At 68.7% G+C, this 22,378-nt stretch carries 16 protein-coding genes and 1 pseudogene; 15 read left to right on the top strand and 2 right to left on the bottom strand.

Features of this window, described 5'->3' with window-relative positions:
- Nucleotides 1-55: 55 nt before the first annotated feature.
- Together WMF22_RS33410 and WMF22_RS33415 are read left to right on the top strand one after the other, a co-directional pair.
- Nucleotides 56-1,165 carry an RNA polymerase sigma factor gene (locus tag WMF22_RS33410; protein ID WP_438032410.1) on the top strand — a complete coding sequence of 370 codons (1,110 nt, stop codon included), beginning with the start codon at nt 56-58 and terminating at the stop codon, nt 1,163-1,165.
- Nucleotides 1,166-1,285: 120 nt separating this feature from the next.
- Nucleotides 1,286-1,861 (top strand): sigma-70 family RNA polymerase sigma factor, encoded by a 576-nt coding sequence (locus WMF22_RS33415; protein ID WP_437294009.1) that lies wholly within the window; start codon nt 1,286-1,288, stop codon nt 1,859-1,861.
- Nucleotides 1,862-1,870: 9 nt separating this feature from the next.
- On the opposite strand, the gene WMF22_RS33420 is transcribed toward WMF22_RS33415, so the two are convergent.
- Nucleotides 1,871-2,830 (bottom strand): ATPase, encoded by a 960-nt coding sequence (locus WMF22_RS33420; protein ID WP_438032411.1) that lies wholly within the window; start codon nt 2,828-2,830, stop codon nt 1,871-1,873.
- 739 nt (nt 2,831-3,569) lie between these two features.
- Here WMF22_RS33420 and WMF22_RS33425 point away from each other — a divergent pair.
- The 4 genes from WMF22_RS33425 to WMF22_RS33440 all read left to right on the top strand — a co-directional run bounded on the left by WMF22_RS33425 (nt 3,570) and on the right by WMF22_RS33440 (nt 5,843).
- The gene (locus WMF22_RS33425) at nt 3,570-3,725 is read left to right on the top strand and encodes a hypothetical protein (protein ID WP_438032412.1); all 156 of its coding nucleotides are present in this window, start codon (nt 3,570-3,572) and stop codon (nt 3,723-3,725) included.
- A gap of 62 nt (nt 3,726-3,787) precedes the next feature.
- A complete protein-coding gene (locus tag WMF22_RS33430; protein WP_438032413.1) occupies nt 3,788-4,282 on the top strand; it encodes an RNA polymerase sigma factor in 495 nt (164 codons plus the stop codon).
- Nucleotides 4,279-4,563 carry a hypothetical protein gene (locus WMF22_RS33435; RefSeq protein ID WP_438032414.1) on the top strand — a complete coding sequence of 95 codons (285 nt, stop codon included), beginning with the start codon at nt 4,279-4,281 and terminating at the stop codon, nt 4,561-4,563. Before WMF22_RS33430 ends, WMF22_RS33435 begins: the two co-directional genes overlap by 4 nt.
- A gap of 470 nt (nt 4,564-5,033) precedes the next feature.
- Entirely contained in the window at nt 5,034-5,843 is an 810-nt protein-coding gene (locus WMF22_RS33440; protein WP_438032415.1) for a hypothetical protein, read from the top strand.
- A gap of 89 nt (nt 5,844-5,932) precedes the next feature.
- Here the strand turns inward: WMF22_RS33440 and WMF22_RS33445 are convergent.
- Nucleotides 5,933-6,109: pseudogene (locus WMF22_RS33445) on the bottom strand (IS1 family transposase); the annotation flags it as partial.
- 1,016 nt (nt 6,110-7,125) lie between these two features.
- Here WMF22_RS33445 and WMF22_RS33450 point away from each other — a divergent pair.
- The 9 genes from WMF22_RS33450 (at nt 7,126) to WMF22_RS33490 (ending at nt 22,340) form a co-directional block, all read left to right on the top strand.
- Entirely contained in the window at nt 7,126-8,223 is a 1,098-nt protein-coding gene (locus WMF22_RS33450; protein ID WP_438032416.1) for a transposase, read from the top strand.
- Between the two features lie 574 nt (nt 8,224-8,797).
- Nucleotides 8,798-8,974, top strand: a complete 177-nt coding sequence (locus WMF22_RS33455) for a hypothetical protein (RefSeq protein ID WP_437903470.1) — start codon at nt 8,798-8,800, stop codon at nt 8,972-8,974.
- 643 nt (nt 8,975-9,617) lie between these two features.
- On the top strand, nt 9,618-11,423 hold the full coding sequence (locus WMF22_RS33460; RefSeq protein WP_438032417.1) for a sigma 54-interacting transcriptional regulator: 1,806 nt from the start codon (nt 9,618-9,620) through the stop codon (nt 11,421-11,423).
- A 296-nt stretch (nt 11,424-11,719) separates the two neighbouring features.
- Nucleotides 11,720-15,208 (top strand): serine/threonine-protein kinase, encoded by a 3,489-nt coding sequence (locus WMF22_RS33465; RefSeq protein WP_438032418.1) that lies wholly within the window; start codon nt 11,720-11,722, stop codon nt 15,206-15,208.
- A 126-nt stretch (nt 15,209-15,334) separates the two neighbouring features.
- Nucleotides 15,335-15,985 (top strand): hypothetical protein, encoded by a 651-nt coding sequence (locus WMF22_RS33470; RefSeq protein WP_438032419.1) that lies wholly within the window; start codon nt 15,335-15,337, stop codon nt 15,983-15,985.
- Nucleotides 15,986-16,004: 19 nt separating this feature from the next.
- Complete coding sequence (locus WMF22_RS33475) at nt 16,005-17,279, top strand: YcaO-like family protein (protein ID WP_438032420.1); 1,275 nt, start codon at nt 16,005-16,007, stop codon at nt 17,277-17,279.
- A complete protein-coding gene (locus WMF22_RS33480) occupies nt 17,276-18,049 on the top strand; it encodes a TfuA-like protein (RefSeq protein ID WP_438032421.1) in 774 nt (257 codons plus the stop codon). Before WMF22_RS33475 ends, WMF22_RS33480 begins: the two co-directional genes overlap by 4 nt.
- Nucleotides 18,046-19,008, top strand: a complete 963-nt coding sequence (locus tag WMF22_RS33485) for a hypothetical protein (RefSeq protein ID WP_438032422.1) — start codon at nt 18,046-18,048, stop codon at nt 19,006-19,008. The genes WMF22_RS33480 and WMF22_RS33485 overlap by 4 nt, the downstream gene beginning before the upstream one ends.
- Before the next feature lie 74 nt (nt 19,009-19,082).
- Nucleotides 19,083-22,340, top strand: coding sequence for a helicase HerA-like domain-containing protein (locus WMF22_RS33490; protein ID WP_438032423.1), 3,258 nt, complete (start codon nt 19,083-19,085; stop codon nt 22,338-22,340).
- Nucleotides 22,341-22,378 lie beyond the last annotated feature (38 nt).

The raw sequence follows: 22,378 nt of genomic DNA on the forward strand, positions 1-22,378 counted from the left end.
CGCGGCGTCCCGAGCTGGCCCCATGAGGCTGCGAAAAACCTCGAAAGCTGGCCCCATGACCCTGCGAAAAACTGGGTCACGCCCCCGCGCGGGTGGCCCCATCCTCCTGCGATTGGGGTGGCCCCATGACCCTGCGAAAAACGCCGTCAGGTGGCCCCATGACCCTGCGAACTGGCACCTCGCGCAGGACGCCTTGTTGCGGGAGCTGGAAGCGAACCAGCGGATCGAGCTCGGGGAGGCTCGGGCCGCCTACGGTGCCACCATCGTCCGGAACCAGGCGCGGAACCACGTGCGGAACGCACGCCGTCGGGGGGAGGTCCTGACCTCGTTCGACGATCACGAGCCTCAGGCGGACTGCCCGACCCCGGAAGAGATGCTCCGCAGGAAGCAGCGGGAAGCGCTCCTTCACGACCTGATCAACCAGGTCGACCCCAAGTACCGCGACGTCTTGATCAAGCACGCGCTCGAGGAGGTGCCGCTCATCGAGATCGCCTCCGAGCTCGGGCTCAACCCGAAGACGGTAAGTACACACTTCCTCCGAGCGCTCGAGGACCTCGACGCGGCGGTGAAACGCCGGAAGGCGCGGCAACGCTCGCGCGGATGGGACGACGCTGCATGCGTCCCGATCGCCGTCGATCTGCGGGGCCGCGAGGGGTGGTTGAGCAAGCTAGGCCGCCTGAGGATCAAGCTCCTGGTGCAGGGAACGGTCGTCGTGCTGACCGGCGCCGTCGTCGCGACGTCGCCGGACTCGTTCAGCCCGGAGTCGTGGCTGCGGGCAGCGGTGGTGCGTGCTCCTGCGCCCGCACCGGCGGTGGAGGAGCTCGCGCAGCCGCCGGTCCAACTTCCCATGCGCGCGGCCGCCGCGCCGACCGCGCCGACCGCGCCGACCACCCAGGAGATCGCGCAGCCGGCGCAGGACCGCGACGCACGAGTGCCTGCTCCCTCAGGCGCGCCGGTTCGTCGTAGCTCGTTCCCCGCCCGCGCCGTGGTCCCAGCCGTCAGCGAGCGCGAGCAGCGCCTCATCGACGAGGCCCGAAGGGCCGTCGAGGAGCATAACGCGATCGCAGAGGCAGAGGCGCGCCGCTTGCTTGAGACACATGCACGGGAGTTCCCGCAAGGACAGCTCGCCGCGGAGCGTGAAGCGCTCCTGACGCAAATTCGCTGAGTACTCGGCGTCCCTCCGACAGCTAGCAGGCGGTGACGCAGGTGATGTCGTCGGACAGCACAAGGCCGAGATCTGCCCTGCGTCCAGACAAGGACGTTCACGTCCAGGAGACGAAACGCGATGAATGAAGACGAGCGCGCCGCCGCGTACGCGCGCCTGTTTTGCCCGGCGGTCCTACGTGCCGTGCTGCGCTGGCTGCGGAGGCTGGGGGTCCCCCTGTGCCATCGTACCGACGTCGCAGGCCAAGTCTGGCTCAACGCCTGGGAGAGCTGGCCCAGGTTCGATCCGAAGCGCGGCAGGCCTGAACGCTGGTTGAACGCGATCACCGTGCACGTCGCCGCGCACTATCGCGAACGTATGCAGCACCGCAGGGAGGAGCTCGTCGATTTGATCGATGTGCCCGATCCAGCGCCGGATGCCTTTGCTGCGATGGAATCCCACAGCATCAGAACGGGCACCATCGACGCGGTGAACGAGCTTGATCCGCAGCTGCGCTCTGTTCTCGTGGCACACGATCTGGATGGCATCCCGATGGCCCAGGTGGCAGAAGACGCGGGGCTACCTCTCTCTACGCTCTACAAGCGACGCACCAAGGCCCTCGGTGCGCTGCGCGACTGCCGATCGCCTCGCGCACGACACGAGCCGCAACGTGATCCCCGAGGACGACGGCGCGGCCGAGGGCGCTGGCGATCGTGATGCGCGAGCTCAGGGCGATTGCCCCTCATCGCCCGGCTCGTCGTCTCCCGACTCGCTCTCCTCCGACTCGCCGTCTTCCGGCTCGGCCTCCTCCGGCTCGCCGCCGTCCTCTCCCTCCTCTTCTCCTCCGCCGTAGGCGCCGCGCGAGACGGGGAACGGCACATAGTCCTTCATCCTGTCGGTGCCCGCGTACCAGTACTCCGCGGCGGCGCGCAGCCTCCGCTCGGCGTTCACGACGAGGGTGTACGCGGCGTCGCGGAGCTTGCGCGAGCGCACCGCCTCGAGAGAGAGCGTTTTGTCGGCGAGCATGCGCGCGAGCACCGGCGAGAGCTCGCGGAGGCGATCCGCCGCGGCGGCCTCGCCGCGAGGCGCCTTTTGAACCGCCTCCGCGTGCTCGGAGCAGAGCAAGAGGAGATCGGAGGCGTCCTGGACCAAATCCGCGTCGCCGCTGCCCGCCCGGATCGCCATGAGCCGCTTTTGACCTTCGGGGCTCTTCTTGAAGCGGAGATCGAAGAAGCGAAGGAGCGACTGCTTGATCTGGGCCGCCTCGGCGGCCGGCTTCTGAAAGGCCGCGACGGCCCGCTCCTGGCGCTGCTGCGCCGCTTGCCAGCGCGATTGCACGGCGCGCAGGAGCTCGATCTTCTCACGAAGCCCGCGGATCTCCTCTCGCGTGAGCGGGGGCTCGTCGTCGGGGAACGGCGTGCGCACGAGATCCGCCGCGTCGCGCTCGGCGGCGAGCTGAATGCGGCTCGCCCAGATGACGCGTCGAGCGAGCTTGCCTGGAAAGAGTGAGGTGTTATCGCCGAGCGACTCGGCCTCTCGGAGCAGCTCGGCCTCTCGCTCGGCGCTCAGCGTGAACTCGGGCGCACCGCCCGACGAGCGGTGCGCGCCTCCGGCGTCGCTCGAAGCGCGCGTGTTCTGGGCGTTCTTGGTCCTGGATGAAGCTGCGGTGGTTGCCTTCGATGCCATGGCGATGAGATGTCTCCTTGTCGAGGTCAGCGCCCCTCCGAGCAGAGGCGCGGTCGCTCAATGAGGGAATCGGCGCCACCGAGGCTTCGGGTCACAGGAGAGCACGATACCGACGCTTTCGTCGCAAGGGCGCAAGGGCGCAAGGAGACAGAGGCGCCGAGAAAACGGACGCCGAGGCTGCGCAGCAGCGGCGACGGCCACGCGCAGGCATCGAGCCATGGCAACGCAGGGCAACCAACTGGGCGCGCAGGAGGGCGCTGGGGCTGCGCAGGAGCCAGGTGATCGTACGATAGGACACCAAGATGGATGCGTAGAAGGGTCGCGGGGGCTGCGCAGGAGCCATGCGATCGTACGATAGGACACCAAAATGGATGCGCAGGAGGGTCGCGGGGGCTGCGCAGGAGGTCGCCTAGGCCGCGCAGGGGTAGTGCGGTCTTTTGAGATCCGGTGCGGTCATTTGACTCCGGACCTCGCGTGAGAGGCTAAGTTCGGCCGCAAGTAAGTGCAGCCCGCGTCGGCGCCAACCGACCGGGCTGCGTGGCCGAACCCCGATTGCCCGGAGTCCGACATGAAGGTTGTACCTATCCGCGGTGGCGGAAGGCAAGGCGGAGATCCGCCCTCTGCCCGCCCGCGTTCCATCCTGACCGTCAAAGGTGAGGAGGCGCAGCGCCTCCGTGCCGCCCTCCGATCCCTGCGCTCGATGGCCGGCTCAGGCCGCTGCTTGGCCCTCATGCTCGGCATGAGCGAGAAGCACCTCCAGCACATCATCAGCGGCAAGCCGGCGTCGTACGGCGTCGCTGTACGCGCCGCGAGGCTGGCCGGTGTGCCCGTCGATCGCCTCCTCGGCGGGCTCGCTGCGGCGGACCGCTGCCCAACCTGCGGGAGGAGCGGGTGAAGCCCCGGCGGAAGGGGGCCGGACGCCCGCCTGCCGCTCGACATCCCCGGAAGCGCCCGTCGATGGCAGAGATCCTCGCCGAGCGCCCCCTCATCCTGGCGACGCTCGCCGGCATCCCGAAGCGCGACCGTGCCGACGTCGAGCAGCAGGTGCTCATGGGCGCGTGGCACGCCGTGAAGCGCGGGATGTACAGACCTGACCCGAAGGCGGAGCCGCGCGCGGCGTTGCGAGGCTGGCTCCACGGAATCGCCTGGCGGCAGGCTGCGAAGTACCTCGCAACGGCGTGGGTCCGTCATGCCGTCCTCCATCCGAGCCCGTTCGGGCTGCTGCATGAGCCCGTCGGGCCCGATCTGGAGGCGCAGGTCGCCGCGCGCGAAGTGCTGGACGCCATGACGGAGCTCCCGGACTGGCAGCGGGACGCGTTGCTCTCCGTGGACTCGCCAGAGTCGCTCGTCCAGTACGCCAAGCGCCGCCGGATGAACCCGTCGACCGCGGCGTCGAGGTTGCGGATCGCGCGGGAAGCGCTCGCCTTGAAGCTACGGAGGTGGCGCCGATGAAGCCCCGCGACCCGAAGCGGCGCGTCCGCGTGACCGTGCCCGGGAAGCCCGTCACGCGCTCGATCACGCCCGCGCAGATCGAGCGCTACCTCGACGCGACGGGGTGGGTAGACGACGGCCTGCTCCCCGCCCGAACCGATCGCAGCGTCCCGCTCACCCGCATCATCGCCATGATCGCCATGCGCGAGCGCCGCTCCCCGGGCGAAGTCCTCGCCGACATCGCCGCCGGCAGAGGCCCGAAGCGCCGCCGCTCGCGGCGACTCTGGCGGACCTGGGAGTAGGCCGGGCGCCGCCAGCAACGAGGACCGCACGCGCGGCGGCTTCGGATCGCTCGCGAGGCGCTGACGCTGCGGCTCAAGCGGTGGCGCAGATGATCAATCGGCCCGGATGACATAGATGGCTCTGCGGCCAACCAGGCAAACCTGACAATTATGGCTGTCGGATTTCGTATTACATTGTACCTAATGCGCCCTGCGTCAGCTATTGACAAAAGCAATAAACTGGCGGGTGGATGACCGTGGACCTCGCTGATCGCGCGATGTGCAGTCGACTGAGGCGCGTAACATCGCGTCCTAAAAGCGCAATTTGGCATCGCCTCAGATAAATTCGGGATCCCCTCCCGCTCCCCCGAAGTCGATGCTAGTCGGGCAATGTGACCACCGTTGTTAGTGGAGGGCGCGATCGACTCGGTGGTCGGCAGCGGTGATGCGAGTCTGGTTCGGTGGGCGGTAGGCACTTCGGAGGGTTTGGCATGGGTGGATCCGGCGAGTTGGCTCTGCGTGAGGTGGACGGGTGGACGGTGGGGTTCCGCGATGGCGACAGCGAGCCGCTGGTGAGGGACCTCGATCTGGGGGAGCGACTGGGGTTCGAGAGGCCGCGGAAGATCAGGGAACTGATCGACCGGATGGAGAACGATGGCAAAATCGCCGCGGTTTTTCGACGCCCCACCGTGGGGCGTCGAGGATTCGCCGAGGAAATCATCGATGAGCGCTGGCTGACCGAGGCGCAGGCCCTGAAGGTCGCGGCGAAGAGCGATACGGACGTTGCCGACGCGCTCCTCGACGAGATGATCCGTGTCTACATGCTGGCCCGTCGCGGCGAGCTTCCGCAGCAGCGGGCCACGTCCGTCATCCAGGACGACCGCGAGAGCCAGCTTCGCCTGCTCGCTCTCCGCCAGAGGCTCGGGCTCGAGCTCCTGAGCGCGGCACCGCCCGGCGTCCTGAGCGAGGACTACATCCGCCACAAGGTTGAGCACTCGTGGGCGCTCGTTACCGGGCAGGCTCCTGTGCTTGAGAGCCAACTCCTCGACGTCCAAGGCTACCTCCGGTCGCGCGGGCTGCCTGACGCCACGATTAGGTCGAAGAGCAGTACGTTCGGCAAGCGGGTGAAGGCGGCCTACGTGGCGCAGCACGGCGAGGCGCCCAAGATGCTCCACCGCGACATCAACGGGAGCTCGCGTGAAGTGGCCAGTTACACAGAGCGAGACCGCCCGCTGTTCGACCGGGTGTTCGCCGAGATGTTCGGCGCAGCGATTGTGGAGGCAGCAAGCGGGGCCCCCTGACCAGCCGCTTCACCTGCTCAGGCTCAGGCTTCGCCGGCGGGAGTGCGCCAGCTGCACCAGTGCCGCGACGCGCTCCCGGTGGGCTTCGGTTACTCCGCTCCGCCGGGTGGATCGCCGAACAAGTTCAGCTGCACCATCCGCCGGGGCTGAGGCGCGGGCGGCGGCTCTGACGGCGGCGTGGGCTCGGGCTCCGGCGTGCTCGCGGCCGTGGCCACGGGCGGCGGCTGCGGCGCAGATGGCGCCGCCGGAGCGGAGCCGCCCCTGCCCCCTCCGGGTCTGCGCACAGTGTCGCACCGCGGTCACGCGTCAACTTCGAACTTGACTGGGCAGACAGCTCGGCGTATAATATTTGCGGGACGGCCACGTGCGCCTCTTGACAGAGGCGCGGCTTTTGGCCATCCTCTGGCCACGGAAGCAGCGCGCCTCGGAGGGGTCGGATCCTCCGGGGCGCGTTGGCGCTTGCCGCTCACGCGGTGCGCCTTCCGGAGGGCGTTGCTACGGCCTTCCCGTTGGGAACGGGCGTACGCCCTCTCACGTCGACCGCAAGCGAACCAGAGGAGTATGCCTTGAAAAACATCGACCCGCCTGCCCCGACAATCCAGCAGCGGAAAGCGTGGCGGTACGCGGCGTTGTGTACTTTGTACGACCAGACAGGCGGAAATCAGCTTTCGCCAAGGGATTTTATCCCGATCGCACGCAAGGTTGGCATTCCAGAAGATGAGATCTTGCCGACCATGCAGTCCTTGGAGGGGGACGGCTTCACACGGCCAGCGGGCATGGCCCCAGGTCGCCCAGTCTTTATCACTCGCGCTGGCGCTGCGGCGGTAGAGAACTCACGCTAGCACCTGGGCCGCTGGCTTTGGGTAGTGCTCAATTTGAGCAATGGTCACTCGGTCGCCTTGACGCCCGATCCGATGCCTGAACCGCGCCATCGGCCCGGCCTCCGCGCTCATCCGCACCACGCACCGCCGTCCCGCTATACGGCCCCGCCACGCGCGCCGCGCTGCCCGCTAGCGCTCGCGACCGATCGCGCAGAAGACGCTGTAAACAGGCTGTAAACGCGCACGGCGGCTGCGACATACCTCGTCCTGTTGGCATCTGCCGCGCACCGATCCGAGCGGTTTTCCCCGGGAAAACAGCTATAATCAGAGGACCTTAGACGAAAGCGCCCCGCTCTCAGCTGCGAACTGGGAGCAGGGCGGCAGAAGCCGAGCGGTGCGACCCGTCCGACGTCCTGGCAGGCCGGATCGTGGGCCCTCCGCTGGGGGAAGGCAAGGGTCCCGTGGCGAACGTACTCCCGGCGGAGAAGCGCCTGCGTGTGCTCGCGGCGCTCGTAGACGGCAACAGCGTGCGCGCGACTGAGCGCATGACCGGCGTCCAGCAGAAGACCATCCGGCGCTTCGCGCTGGCCCTGGGGCAGGGTGCGGAGCGGCTCCACAACCGACTGGTGCGGGACCTCCGGTGCGTGCTGGTCCAGGTCGACGAGATCTGGGGGTACGTCCAGAAGAAGCAGTCCCGCGTGACCGAGGCCGACCCGCCCGGCGTGGGCGAGGCGTACACCTTCGTCGCGATGGACACGCTGTCCAGGCTCGTGATCGCCTACCGAGTCGGCAAGCGCGACCAGGCGACGACGGACGCCTTCATCGAGGACCTACGCGCCCGCATGCTCGTGATGCCGCAGCTGACGTCCGACGGGTTCGCCCCGTACATCCCCGCCGTGGGCAGGTCGTTCGGCACGTCGATCGACTACATGCAGACGGTGAAGAACTACCGCTCTGGAAGCCGCGGGCGTCGCGACGACGATCACCGCTACGAGCCGCCGCGTGACCCCTTCATCACGAAGACGACGATCTACGGGGCGCCGGACGCGAAGAAGGCGTCGACCGCGTACGTGGAGCGCCTGAACGGCACCACGCGGCACCAGAACGGGCGCATGCGGCGCTTGTGCCTGGCCTTCTCCAAGCGCATCGAGCACCACCGCGCGTCGGTCGCGCTGGTGTACGCCTACTACAACCTCTGCCACGTCGTGAAGACGCTGAGGGTCACTCCGGCAGTGCAGGCCGGCATCACCGACCACGTGTGGTCGCTGGACGAGCTACTGGAGACGCTCCTGACCGAGGGCGAGACGGCCGCTCCCGAGGCGCAGCCGCTCGCTCATCGCGAGCCCTCCGCACCGGCGAGGCCGCTCCCGGGCGGTCGCGGGTTCCTGCGCCTCGTGACGGAGCCGACGCCCGCGCTGAAGCGTTCGCCGCGTCGTTCCGAGCCGCCGCCGTCGGCGCCTCCGGTTCAGGCTGCGCCACCTCCGCCACCTGACCCGCCGCGACGGCCGGTCCAGCTCGACCTGTTCGACCTCGGCGAGCCGCCCACCACCGAGGACTGAGCGCGTGATCGGGTGCGGTCTTTTGCTCGCCAGCCGCGGTCATTTGGGCAAATGACCGCACTACCCGCGCAGGAGGGCGGCCGGGACCGCGCAGCAGGACCGCCGGGGCTGCGCAGGAGGTCGCCGAGGCCGCGCAGCAGGACCGCCGGGGCTGCGCAGGAGGGCGGCCGGGACCGCGCAGCAGGACCGCCGGGGCTGCGCAGGAGGTCGCCGAGGCCGCGCAGGAGGTCGCCTAGGCCGCGCAGGAGGGCGGCCGGGACCGCGCAGCAGGACCGCCGGGGCTGCGCAGGAGGGCGCCGAGGCCGTGCAGCATGTACGAGCGGAGCCCTGGTAACACTTCTGACCGGGAGCTGCGGTGACACTTCCTTGAGCTGCAAGCCCATGCTCCGGGAGGGCTGGAAACAGGGACCGGATCCTCGTCGACGCGACACGCTCGCCGGCGCTTTCGAGCGTCCAGGCGGTCGAACAGGGGGAAACAGCGCCGCCTCGTTCGTGGGGCGCTCCGTCGCTGCCCCCGGGCTGCTACTTTCCCCCCATGCCCTCCGTGCGCCGCTCTGCCGCCGAGATCCTCCGAATGGTGCCACCACGCGACCGGGCGGTGCTGCTCCGGCTCGGCCTCGACCTGAACCATCCAGCGGACGCGGCGCTCTTCGTCGACGGCGTCCGAGCCGCCGACGACGCCATCGCAGCGCAGGAGCGCTGGGAACGCGCTGCGGTCCGCCGCTCGAGCCACACGCGATCGCGTCCCTGATCCGGGTGCGCGCGTTCAGTCGTCGCCTGGCCCGGAACGCGCGCTGCATGTCGCCGCGCGTCGCGGTGACATCAAGACCGAACCCCCGGAGTGCCGCGTTCCGCACTGCGTGCTGGTCGCGCTCGGCCCAGAGAACACGCCGCTCGCGATCGAGCGGCCGTCGAACTCAGGAGGGCAGAGCGAGGAGATGCGGAAGCAGAGCGCCGGACATCATCGTGCCCTCCGATCACGTTCGCGGGCAACGTCGACCAGGCCGGCCGCAGCCTCGTCCTGGGGAGCCGGCGCGCCGAGCAGTCGCCCAATTGCCTCGTGGACCACGCGGGGCGTCTCGACGTCGCCAGCAGCGATGGTCAGGCGGAACCAGAACAGCTGACATCGATCAAGCGCGCACGGAAGATCCGTGCGGTTCGCCCGCCGGACGAACCTGCTGCCTCCCACAGCGGGATGTCCACCCACGCCGCCAGATCCGAGCGGGGGTGCCGTTCACGGATTCCATGTCGAAGCAGAGCGGAATCCTATTGCAACGGCGGATAGGGCGGACAGAGCATCACCGCCTGAGGCGAACGCGGCGGGGAGCCCGTCGGGCATCTTGAGCATCGACGCCGGACGGGTTGCGCCTCTAATCTTCGCGAGGGGAAGAACCATGGACGACCAGCGGCACGACGACGGACGGAACGACACGAGCACCGAGAAGCTCCCGGGCGGCGGTGATGGGCCTCCCGCACGACTGCGGCCGCGCGGCGTCTCGGTCTTGTTCTTTCATCGCGGTGGTGTCGAAGCGATGCGGCTCGAGCCGGGCCGGCCGGAGATGGTCGCCGGCCGGCGCGCGCCCGCAGATCTATGCATCCCCGACAAGCGAATTTCCCACCTGCACGCTCGGTTCACGCTCGTCGGCGGCCACGTCCTCGTCGAGGACCTCAACTCCACCAACGGCACATGGGTGAACGGCGAGCGGATCAGCGCGCCTATCATGCTCGCACCAGGCGCCGACGCGATTCTGGGAGACGTCAGCGCTCACGTTGTCGCGATCGGCCCCATCGCTACGCCGGTCGTGCTGGACGAGGCGACCTTTCATCGAGAGCTTGATACGGAGAGCACGCGTGCGCAGTGCTTGCGCCGAACCTTTGCAGTCCTCGCAGTGCACCCCGGTGAAGCGGAGGCCGCGCACGCGAAGGCTGGGGAGTGGGCCATGCAGCTGCGGGCGAATCTCCGGCCTGTCGATCGCGTGAGTATGTGGAGGGATACCGCGCTGATCCTGGTTCCCGAGGCCGACGCGCAGGATGCCGTTAAAATTGGGCACGCGGTTGCGTCCGGCGGCGGCAATCAGAGCGGCATTCGCCGCGTCGGCGTGGCGGTGTATCGAGAAAACGGAAGCTCGCCCCAGAAGCTCGTCGACGAAGCGTGCAACGCGGCGGACATCGCGACCCCAGAGCGCCCCGTGATCGCCGCCTCGTCCACATGCAGCGCAGCGCGCGACGATCGCCCTATCTTCGGTTTGGCCCAGGAACGGGTCGTCAGCGAAGCGAAGAAGGCGGCATCGAGGGATCTCTCTATACTGCTTCTAGGAGAAAGTGGCACAGGCAAGGAGGTATTCGCTCGCTTTATCCATGACCATAGCAAACGACGAGGCAAGCCATTCATACCCGTGAACTGCGGCGCCATTCCCGGCAACCTCATCGAGAGCACATTCTTCGGCCATGAAAGAGGGGCCTTTACCGGCGCCATTGAACAGAAAAAGGGATTCTTCCAGGCTGCCCACGAGGGCACGTTGTTCCTCGACGAAATCGGTGAACTTGAGCCCGAAGCACAGAAGAGGCTTCTCCGGGTGCTCGAGACGTGCATGGTCTCCCCGGTGGGCTCGACCAAGGAGATACCGATCGACGTGCGGATCATCGCAGCAACCAACCGCAATATTGACGCCATGCTCAAGGACGGCAGCTTCCGCGAGGATCTCTACTACCGGCTGGACATCTCGCTGCGCATCCCTCCTCTCCGCGAGCGCCTCGACGAGATTGAACGGCTCGTACATCGCTTCGTCCAGCAGGAACGGACCAACGTGCACGACATTGCCCCGGAGGCGATGTCCCTCCTCCGCGCTTACCGATGGCCGGGAAACGTGCGAGAGCTCCGCCGCGAGATCCGCAGGGCAGTCGCGATGGCCGAGGGAGATCTGATTCAATCCGAGGATCTCTCGTCGCATCTGCATCTAGCGGAGCGGCCGGCGGCAGCCGCCGAGGATGCGACGGAAGCCCCGTCTCGGCCGAGGGAAGCGGAGCCACCAGCGGACCTCGACCTCAGGTCACAGCTGGCCCGGATCGAGCGGCAAAGAATCGAGGCGGCTCTCCGGGAGGAAAAAACGAAGCCCGAGGCCGCCAAACGGCTTGGATTTTCACTCCGTACGCTCTCACGCAGGATCAAGGAGCTCGGCATCAGGCCCCCGGAGCGATAGGCCAAGGTTGACTACCAGCGGGCCAACCTTGGCCTGGGGCGTGGCCAACCTTGGCGCGCGCGCCGCGCAGGCGATGAGCAACGATGCGGATTTTCGCGAGGATCCGCGACGCGCCTAGCTCGGCACGCAACGTGCTGAGTGTCCGTGACGTGAGCGCGAAGAGCGAAGGCAGCACGACGATGCCGCAGCGGGGACCTGAGGAGGAACGCCTCCAGGGGCTCGCGTGTGCCGCTCGGTCTCCCCGGAGGATAGGAGGTCAGGCCGGCGTCGAAGCTGCGGTAGCCTTGTGCCCTCCGATGATCGACGAGAAGGGGACAGCCAGTGACGTGCCGGACGAGCCTCGCCAGCTCGGCCCGTACCGGATCATCGAACGCTTCGGCGGGGGCGGCATGGGCGTCGTCTTCCGCGCCGCACACGTCCTGACAGGCGAGGAAGTGGCCATCAAAACAGTGCGCGGAGTGAACGACGCCGACCACCTCGCCGCGGTACGCCGTGAGACGCGGGTGCTCCGCCGCTTGAACCACCCTGGCATCGTTCGCTTCCTCGATGAAGATGTCACCGGCGGGGTGCCCTGGGTCGCGATGCCGCTCCTCCGGGGCGGCACGCTCCGGGATTACCTCACGGCTACCTTTTCGAAGGACGCCGGCCTAGGGGCGGCGCTCACCATTCCCATGCGAGCCTCAGGGTCCGTGCCGGCCAGCGTCCGCCTGCGCACCGACGGGCCCGCAGTGAGGAGCGCGGACGCGCGCCCGCTCGGCCCGATGCTCACGCTGATCCGCCGCCTTTGCGCGCCGCTCGCCTACCTGCATGGCGAGGGCCTGGTACATCGCGATCTCAAGCCCGCGAACATCATTGTCCAAGGCGACGGACGCCCTGTCCTCGTCGACCTAGGGATCGCCGTTCACTTCGGCGGCGCCGGTCGCGAGGAACTCGACGTGGATCCGCTCGCCGGCAGTTTGGCCTACACGGCCCCGGAGCAGCTCGAGGGGGGACCGGTCGACGCGCGCGCCGATCTCTATGCGCTCGGCTGCATCCTCTACGAGTGCGTGACGGGACGACCTCCCTTCCTCGGCGACAGCTCGTCCCTTTGCGAGCAGCACCGCACTGCCTCACCTCAGCGCCCTTCGGCTCTTGTCACGGGCCTCCCCGCAGCGCTCGACGACCTCATCCTCGCGCTCCTGGCGAAGAATCCACAGCGTCGGGTCCAGTACGCCGCCGACGTCGCCACAAAGCTCGTCGCGCTGGGCGCGGCCGCCGAGCGCGACGAGGGCCCGCCGCCACGCGTGTACCTGTACCGGCCCGTACTCGCAGGCCGCGCCGATGCCGTTTGCAAGCTGCAGACGATGGCCCAGCGCGCCGCCTCCGAGAGGCGAGACGCGATCGCGCTAGTGCACGGGGAGAGCGGCTCGGGCAAGACGCGGCTCGTGCGGGAGGTGAGCCGCGCCACGGCGAAGGGGCTGCCTCTCCAGGTGTTCTCGGGCGTGTGCGTTGCGCCTGGGGCCGGTGAGGCGGGTGCGATGGCGGCGATGGCCGCTCCGCTGCAACCGCTGCGTACGGCGCTCTTGGCAGCGGTCGATCAAGCGCGCGCATCCGCGGCAGAAGCAGACCGGCTCTTCGGCGGTCGCCGCGAGGTGCTCGCGGCCTACGTGCCCGAGCTGCGAGCGCTCGGGAGCCTATCCGAGCCGGCGCCCCTGCCGCCTTCGCAGGCGCGCAAGCGCGTCGTCTCCGCGCTGCGGGAGACCCTTCGGGCGCTTGCCGAGGCGAGGCCGCTCTGTCTTCTCCTGGACGACCTGCAGTGGGCCGATGATCTCACCCTGGCCCTGCTCGATGCGTTTGCCCGAGCCGAGCCCGACGAGCGCGGCGGCGTGCTGATCATCGGCACCTACCGGATGGAGGAGACGCGCCCGGAGCTCGAGGATATCGCGCACGCCCCGGGGGCCACCTCGATCCGGCTCGACAAGCTGGTCGCTCGCGACATCGAGGACATGGTCGTGGGCATGCTCTCGCCAAGCATGCCGCCCAGGACCGTGCTCGACGTGCTCATCCGTAACGCGAACGGCAACCCGTTCTTCGTCGCCGAGTACCTGCGCGCGGCGCTCGACGCAGGGGAACTTCAGCGGGAGCAGGGCGGCGGCTTCTCTTTCAAGGGGCGCGGCGCCGCGGCGCTCGCCTCCCTCCAGATCCCGGGCACGCTGGACGATCTGCTCGGACGGCGGCTCGACCTGCTCGACGCGGAGGCGCGGGTGCTCGCGGCGTGGGCGGCGGTGCTGGGGCAGGAGCTCGACGACGAGCTCCTCTTCGCGGGCCCACTCGGACAAGACGCGACCACCGAGGCGGTTGCTGAGCTCCGGGCGCGGCGAATCCTCGAGGAGTCGGAGACAGCACGGCTGCGCTTCGTGCACGACAAGCTGCGCGAGAAGGTCTACAGCCAGCTCGATCCGGAAGCGCGAGCCGCGCTGCACCGGCGCGCCGGCGAGGCGCTCGAGGCGCGCGGCGCCCAAGCGCCAATGCTGGCGCACCACTTCGCGAGAGCGGGCCTCCACGGTAAGGCCGGCGCGCACTTCGCGCGAGCCGCGCAGCGAGCCGCCGAGGTCTACGCGAACCGCGACGCCGTCCGCTTCTACCGCCTGGCCATCGACGCCCTCTCGACCGCTGGCGCCGCGCCCGCAGCGCTCGCCGAGCTCCACGAGGGGCTGGGCGACGCGCTCGGGCTCGTCGGGCGTCAGGCGGAGGCCCGCGACGCCTACGGTGCGGCACTCGGCGCGGCGACTTCCCGCGTCGACCATGCCCGGCTCCACCGCAAGATCGGCAAAACCTGGGAGATGCACCACCAGCACGCCAGGGCGCTCGAGTGCTACGGGCAGGCGGAGACCGCCCTCGTCGGTGAGCAGGCCGAGCGAGCCTCGGGCGAGGCCCAGGCGTGGTGGAACGAGTGGATCCAGATCCATCTGGATCGCATCTCCGTGCATTACTGGCTCGCCGATCTCGCCCGGCTGGATGCCCTCATCGAGGCCGTCCGCCCCGTGCTGGAGCAGAGAGGTACACCGCTGCACCGCGCCCACTACCTCCACGCGCTGACGCAGTGGGGAATCCAGCGCGATCGGTTCGTCGCGTCCGCCGAGACGCTCAGCTTCGCCGACGAGTGCGTCGCGGCGTACGAGGCCGCAGACGCACCGCCCGAAGGCCACTGGGCTCTGGCCGCCCGCTGCAGCCTCGCGATCGTCCGCATGCTGTACGGCGACCCCGACCAGGCCGAAGCCGAGATGCGCGACGCCCTCTCGATCGCGGAGCAGAGCGGCGACCTCGAGGTCATGACGCGCTGCCTGACCTATCTCACGCTCATCCAGCGCAGGCGGAATCTCGTCGAGGGTGCGGAGAACCTGGCCAAGCGGACCTTGAAGCTGGCAAGGGCAGAGAACGTGCGCGAGTACGCCGGAGCCGCCTTAGGCACCCTCGCGTGGTGCGCGCTCCAGCGCGGCGACGTCGCACGGGCCGAGGAGGCAGGCCAGGAGGCGCTCGCCTGCTGGGAGCCCCTCCCCCTCGTCTACCCCTTCCAGTGGCTGGCCAGGCTGCCGCTCTGCCGGGTGGAGCTCGCGCGTGGTCGCCTGGAGGGCGCCATCGCGCAGGTACGTGCAGTGCTCGACCCGCGGCAGCAGCGCTTGCCGGGTCGGCTCACCAAGCTGCTCGAGGCGGCAGCGCGCGCCTTCGCGTCAGGCCATGAGGCCCGCGCTTGCCGGCCGCTCGCGCTGGCGCTCCGCGGCGCCCGCCACGGCGGCTACGCGTGAGCTGAGCCTCGACTCAACCGATCTTCTTGACGGCGCGCCGAGGCCCGCCGCGCGGCCCCCGTCCGCGCCCGGTCCGCGCGGGCCACGTGTGGAGTTGCGATGACAAAACGAGAACGGAGCCGAACCATGTCCAACGAGATCCCGTGCAGCAACGATCGAAGAGGCATTGTCTTCACCATCGATCGCGAGTCGAACCCCGTTTACCAGCTGGAGTCCAGCGCGTGGGCGAGCGCAGAGAACCGCTGGGCCGAGGGCGATGTCCCGCCCGAGATCCGTGACAAGGTCGCCTCTCTCCATGAGACCGGCAAGCCCGGAGCATTCGTGCACTTTCTCCAGGGCGACGTCGGGGTCTATGTCATATGCGAAAAGAACATCAAGAACCTCCCCGAGACGGCCGGCGACGATCTCGTCGTCCAGGAGGCCTACGCGGCGCTGAGCAGCGAGCGAAGGCTCGCCGCTTATGATCTCGTCATCTGCGCCAAGAAAGGCACGATCCGCGCAGAGAGCGGCGAAACCTTCGAGACTCGCGAGGGCGATTACTACGTCGTCCACTGCCAATCGTGGGGACGCTTCGTCCTGAATCCCTCCATGAGACCCGGGTTCGTCGAGACGACCAAGGAGGTCTTGCTCTTGCTCGAGGGACTGCACCGCACGAACTTCCTCTCCATGAGCCCCGACCCTACGGACGAGCGGCTTCCCCCAAACGTCGCGCAGCCGACAGCCGTCCCCGTCGGGATCAACTGCTACGTCCTCAACCTGTCGCGCTTCAAGCGCTGAGCGGAGAGCCGGGGCTTCCATGACCACCTCCGCAAACCGCGCCAGTGCCGAGCAGCGATCGGGTCCTCCGCCGGCAGCGCCCAAGCGTTATCTCGCGGGCACCCACCGCCTCGTATCTCCCGATGAAACGGTGGAGAGGGTCCGGCCCCTCCTGCCGGCGATGGGCATCACCCGGATCGCCGACGTGACCGGCCTCGACACGCTCGGAGTGCCGGTGGTCATGGTCGTCCGCCCCAACGCGCGCTCGATCGCGGTCTCACAAGGCAAGGGCTCGACCCTCGCTGCCGCGCGCGCCTCGGGCGTGATGGAGTCGATCGAGCAATGGCACGCGGAGCACATCCAGCTCCCGCTCAAGCTCGGCACCGTCAGCGAGCTCCGCCACCGCCACCGCCTCCTCGACGTTCACAATCTGCCGCGCCTGTCCATCGTCGATTTCCATGATCATCTCCGCCTCTTCTGGGTGGCTGGCCTGGATCTCGTGACGGGCGCACCTACCTGGGTCCCGTTCGAGGTCGTCCACACGGACTACGCGCTGCCGTTGCTCGCCGCGAGCGGAGCCTTCGTGATGAGCTCGAACGGGCTCGCCTCCGGCAACCACCCGCTCGAGGCCGTGAGTCACGCGATCTGCGAGCTCATCGAAAGGGACGCCGCCACGCTCTGGAGGCTCTCGGGCCCGGAACACCAGCGCCGGACGCGGATCGACCTGTCCACGGTGGACGAGCCGGGGTGCCGCGCGCTCCTGGAGCAGGTGGAGCGCGCCGATGTCATTCCGTTTGTCTGGGAGATCACATCCGATATCGGCGTCCCGGCTTTCTGCTGCACGCTCGTCGATCGCGCGCCCAACCTGCACCGGCCCATCGCGCCGATGCTCGGCTTCGGTTGCCACCCCTCCCGCGATGTGGCGCTCCGGCGAGCGATCACCGAGGCAGCGCAGAGCCGGCTCACCGTCGTCACCGGCGTGCGCGACGACGTCCGGGCCCGCGGCAACGGGCCCGACGACGATCTTCGCGCGGCGAGCCGCTTCCTCGAAGAGCACGCGGGTGAGCCGCCACATCGCAGCTTCGACGACGCCCCCGATTTTGCGGGCGAAACCTTTGACGACGACGTCGCCTGGGAGATCGAGCGCCTGCGCACGGCGGGGCTCAACCAGATCGTCGCTGTCGACCTCACCCGTCCTGAGCTCGAGATCCCGGTGGTGCGCGTGATCATCCCGTGCCTCGAGCCGCTCGACGATGTCCCCGGTTACATCCCCGGCGCGCGCGCGCAGCGGCGCCTTTCGGAGCGCAGACCATGAATCTTTGCATCTTCACAGGTCCCACCCTCCCGGCTTCGGAGGGCCAGCAGCAGATCGACGCCATCTTCCTGCCGCCCGCGGCCCAGGGCGACATCTACCGTGCCGCGCTGGAGAGACCCGTCGCCATCGGCCTCATCGACGGCTATTTCGAGCGCGTTCCGTCCGTGTCCCACAAGGAGATCCTCTGGGCGATGGCGCAGGGGGTGCACGTCTTCGGCGCGTCGAGCATGGGGGCGCTCCGCGCCGCCGAGCTCTCGCTCTTCGGCATGGAAGGAGTGGGCGCCATCTACGAGGGGTACGCGCGAGGCGATCTCGACGCCGACGACGAGGTCGCCGTGGCTCACGCGCCCGCCGAGGACGATTATCGCCCGCTGAGCGAGGCGCTGGTGAACATCCGCACCACCCTGCGCGCCGCCGAGCGAGCCAGCGTGATCCCTGGCGAGACGCGCAAACGGTTGGAGGCGCTGGGCCAGCAGCTGTTCTACCCGGACCGCTGCTATCCGATCCTCCTGCGGCGCGCCGAGGAGGAGGGCGTGCCGCGCGAGCAGACCGCGGCGCTGCGCGAGTTCCTGCGGGATGGCCGGGTGGACCAGAAGCGCTCCGACGCACTGGCGCTCTTGGAGGTCCTGCGCGGTCGCTTCACGGGCGCCGTCGAGCCAAAACAGGTGCGCTATCACTTCGAACCAACCGACGCGTGGGAGCTGATCCGTGAGCGAGTGGACCGCCGCGCCGCGAGGCCCACTGCGAGGGCGATGGAGGTAGGCCGATGAGCTCCAGCGAACAGGTCACCCTCTCCGGCCTGGGCACCTACGTCCTCGGCCGGCTCTTCTGCAACCTCGATGGCTTCACCGCGCGCCAAATCGCGCCAAAGCTGATGTTTCTTTTCAAAGGTAGGCAAGGTCAAAACGACCCGACCCGACTCATCGAGAACGAACTCATCGACTTCGTGCAATCCGGCTTCGCCACGCGCGTGAGAAGGTCTGCCTATCAGATCACCCGCGAGGGTCAAAGAACCATCCGCATGGCCCTCCACCTGACGCACCACAAAAACGTGAGCTGGCAGGAGATGAAGAGTCTAGTGGCGGCCCGGATACTCGACGAGGAGACATCAGCGGCGAAGGGCCGGAGGGAGCTCGCCGTCGACGTGGCAGCCGCGGAGGCTACGCGTATCGCGACGCTCCTCGCCAGCGCCTTCCACCTCAACCTGGGCCAGGCCCCATCGCTCTCGCGTGTGCTCGGGGCTATCGCCTGGAGCGCCATCGGCGTCACGACGGCAGATCCCTTCACCCTCGAGGCGGGCATGCGGGCGCTGCTGAGCCGTCAGGCCGACGCGCCTCCTCAGGGGACACTGAAGCAGGCTATCGACCTGCTCGTAAGAAAGGCGTCGACCCTCGGCACGGGAGCGCGCGGCCTGCTCGCTCCGCAGGCAGCCCCCCTGCCCGCGGACGAGTCTGCCTTCGCCGCGCGCGTGCTCGAGGCGGCACGGGCGTCGACGAGCGGGCGGTTCGGGGACAACAAAGTCTTCATCTCGCACGTGCTTCGGCGCCTCACGGAGGACGGCGTCGCGATCGGCGACGCGGACACGTTCAAGACCCGGCTGGTCTCCGCGCATCGCCGTGGGCTCCTGGCGCTCAACCGCGCCGACCTGGTCGAGGCCATGGATCCGGCCGACGTCGGCGCCTCGGAGACACGGTATCTCAGCACGACGTTCCATTTCGTGCGCATCTGACGTGGGCAGCGCCGGCGGCGCGCGCAGCGCGCGCGCCGCCGGCGTCGACGAGCAAGAGGGAGAAGGGGTGCATCATGACGAAGCAGGACGCCCTGCTCGACGTGTTCCTGTCGACAGCGAAGAAAGACGTGTTCCACTCGGTGGAGCACCGCGGGCAGATCTGGCGTGAGGATCCGTTCGACGTCGATTCCGTGCATGAGGAGGCCCGTACGGCCTTCCAGCGGCTGCTCACCCAGGTGACGACCCCGCCGGGCCTCGACGCGGGCCGGATCCTGCTGCTCCTCGGCGAGTCCGGCAGCGGAAAGACGCACCTCGTGCGCGCTTTCCGAAACCACGTTCACCTCAACGGGCTCGGCTTCGTCGGGTATATGCAGATGACCACCTCGGTCACGAGCTACAGCCGTTACCTGGTGAGCAACCTCGTCGACTCGCTCGACCAGACCTACTATGAGGCGCTGGGGACCGGCTCGGGGCTACTCCGGCTCTCCAACGCGGTCGCGGCGAGGTGTGGTGATCCGGAGTCCATCCGCTCCTTGAACGAACGCGAGGACCTGGACGAGGACGACGTCGTTGACCTCGTGGAGCGCGCCGCCGACAGGCTCATCAGACACCCCCGCTACGCCGATCTCGACCTGGATCTCATCCGCGCCCTGCTCTATCTGCAGCGGCAAGATCCGGCGCTGAAGAAGCGGGTCGTGAAGTACCTGCGCTGTGACGTGCTCTCGGAGCGAGAGCAGAAGCTCCTCGGCGGTCTATCGCCGAAGCGCGAGGACGAGGACGCCCAGCGCGTCGTCGAGGAGCTCGGCCGATTGATGTGGGCGTGCGACTCCCGCGCTCTGGTCCTCTGCGTCGACCAGTTCGAGGACGCGTACCGCGTCAACGATGCCGAGTCCCTGTTCCGGCGGGTGATGTCCTCGCTCTGCGCGGTCGCCGATCGGGTGCCCTCGTCCATCATCGTGATCGCCTGCCTCAAGGACTACTACGAGACGATGCGCGCTCGGCTCACCCGGTCGACGCTCGATCGCGTCGAGCGCGATCCCGCGCCGGTCCACCTCGTCGCGGAGAGGCGCAAAGAGGAGATCACGCCGATCATCCAGAAGCGCCTCGGCTACCTGTATGAGACGGCGGGGCATGCGCCGGCGGACGGCGCGGTCGATCCCCTCTATCCCATCCCCCGGGGGTTCGTGGCGCAGCTCTCGGGGATGAGCGTCCGAGCAGCGCTCAACGAATGCCAGATCTTCCGGGATGCGTGCATCGACGCCGGCCGGATCGTGGCGCAGTGGGACACGAGCGCTCCTCCCAGCGTACGGCCCCGGGCCTCCGCCGATCAGGACGTCCGCGCGGCCAAGGAGAAGATCGAGCAGGAGTGGAACGACTTCCTGGCGCAATTCGAGGACGATCCATCCGAGGACGAGACGGAGATCGCCGCGCTCTTCGCGTGGGCGGTGAACCATTGCGCCGAGGAGATAGAGAGTGGCATTCACTTTGATGCCCGGCCGCGCGACGAGGCGATCGAGATCGACGTCCGGGTCCCGATCCCGGGAGGAGCGACTCGCGTCGTCGAGGAGATCCTCGTCGCGGTCTGCAACCGGGCCCCCCAGGGCGGCGGGCTCCGAGCGCAGTTCGAGGATGCGCGCGAGCGCGCCGGGCGCCGGATCCTCGCGCTGCTCCGCTGCGGCGAGTTCCCGCGCAATCCAAACACGCAGGTGCACTCGGCGCTCGCCGAGATCCTCAAGAACGGCGGCCGCAAGGCGGTCTTCGAGGAGAGCGATCAACGCACGCTGGCCGCTTTCCACAGGTTCCACGAGACCCACGCGCGACGCGAGCATTTCAGCGATTGGCTCAGGGAAGAGAACCACATCTCGCGTCTCTTGCCGCTCATCCACGCGCTGGATCTCGACCGCCTCGACCGCTTCGAGCTGGAACTCCCACCGTCCGCTCCGACACCGCGGTCGCGGGGAGCTGCACCGTCACCCTTCGATACGTCACCTGTGAGCCCTGGCGCTTCGCCCCCGGTCGCCGGTCACGACGGTGCGACACCAGGCAGCGCCGGCGGAGCGGCGCCGCGAGAGGCCCTCTCCCTCGCGCTCGGCACGACAGGGGAGCTCGTCTCCCACAAGCTCACGCTCGACGCCGGGCAGCTCACGGCGCACGCCGCGTTCCTCGGCAGCACCGGGAGCGGCAAGACCACGCTCGCGCTGAACCTGATCGAGCAGCTCTTGCTCCACGGCGTTCCCGTCATCCTCATCGACCGCAAGGGGGATCTCTGCGGCTATGCGCGCCAGACGCTCTTCACCCGCGCGCACCCGGAGGCGGCGCTCGACGCCCGGCGGCGGGCGCTCGCGGAGCGGCTCGACGTCGCCCTCTTCACGCCGGGCCACCCCGGCGGCCGCCAGCTCGGGCTCTCACTGATGCCGAGCGGCGTCGAGGCGCTCCCGGACCTCGAGCGCGACCAGGCCGCCGGCTATGCGGCCCACGCCCTCGGCGACATGCTCGGCTACAAGCAGACGCGCAAGGACAAGGGTCTCCGTACCATCCTCGTGCAGGCATTCCAGCTCTTCGCAGCGCACGGCGCCACGCGCAAGCTCGACGTCCCGTCGTTGATCGAGCTCATCGCGAACGAGGATCCGGCCCTCGTCGCTACCCTCGGGCGGCTCGATACACGGCTGTTCAAGGACCTCGTGCACGACCTCGAGGTGCTCAAGCTGAACACCTCGGACCTGCTCTCGATGGACGGCGAGGCGCTCGACGTCGAGCTGCTCCTCGGTCTCGGGCGCCACTCGCAGCCTGGAAAGACGCGGCTCAGCATCGTCAGCACGAAATTCCTGGGCGACAGCGCGCGTGTCCTCTTCTGGGTCGCGCAGCTCCTGCTCGCGCTGAGCCGCTGGGTGAGCCGCGCGCCGTCGCCACACCTGCGCGCGGCGGTGTTGCTCGATGAGGCCGACATGTACCTGCCGGCGCAGTCGCAACCAGCGACCAAGGCGCCCATGGAGAACCTCCTGCGCCGCGCGCGCTCCGGCGGCCTCGGCGTCCTGCTCGCGACCCAGAGCCCGGGAGACCTCGACTACAGGTGTCGTGACAACCTCCGGAGCTGGTTCGTTGGTCGGGTGACACAGCAGACGGCGCTCGACAAGATGAAGCCGCTCCTGAGCGACGCACGGATGGACGTCAGCGCCCGCATCCCCGGCCAGGAAGCAGGCGAGTTTCACCTGCTCCAGGATGGACGCGTGACGGCCTTCAAGCGGGACGTCCCGCTGCTCCGCGCCGAGCAGGTGCCAGAGAGCGAGATCCTGAAGCTCGCCAGGCGCCGCCCGCGCGAGGCTGCCCGTTGACCCGGCACGGGCGAGCGCGAGGCGCACATTTCTATCGT

Origin of the sequence: Sorangium sp. So ce204, from assembly GCF_051526795.1 — a bacterium.
Taxonomy (GTDB): domain Bacteria; phylum Myxococcota_A; class Polyangia; order Polyangiales; family Polyangiaceae; genus Sorangium; species Sorangium cellulosum_B.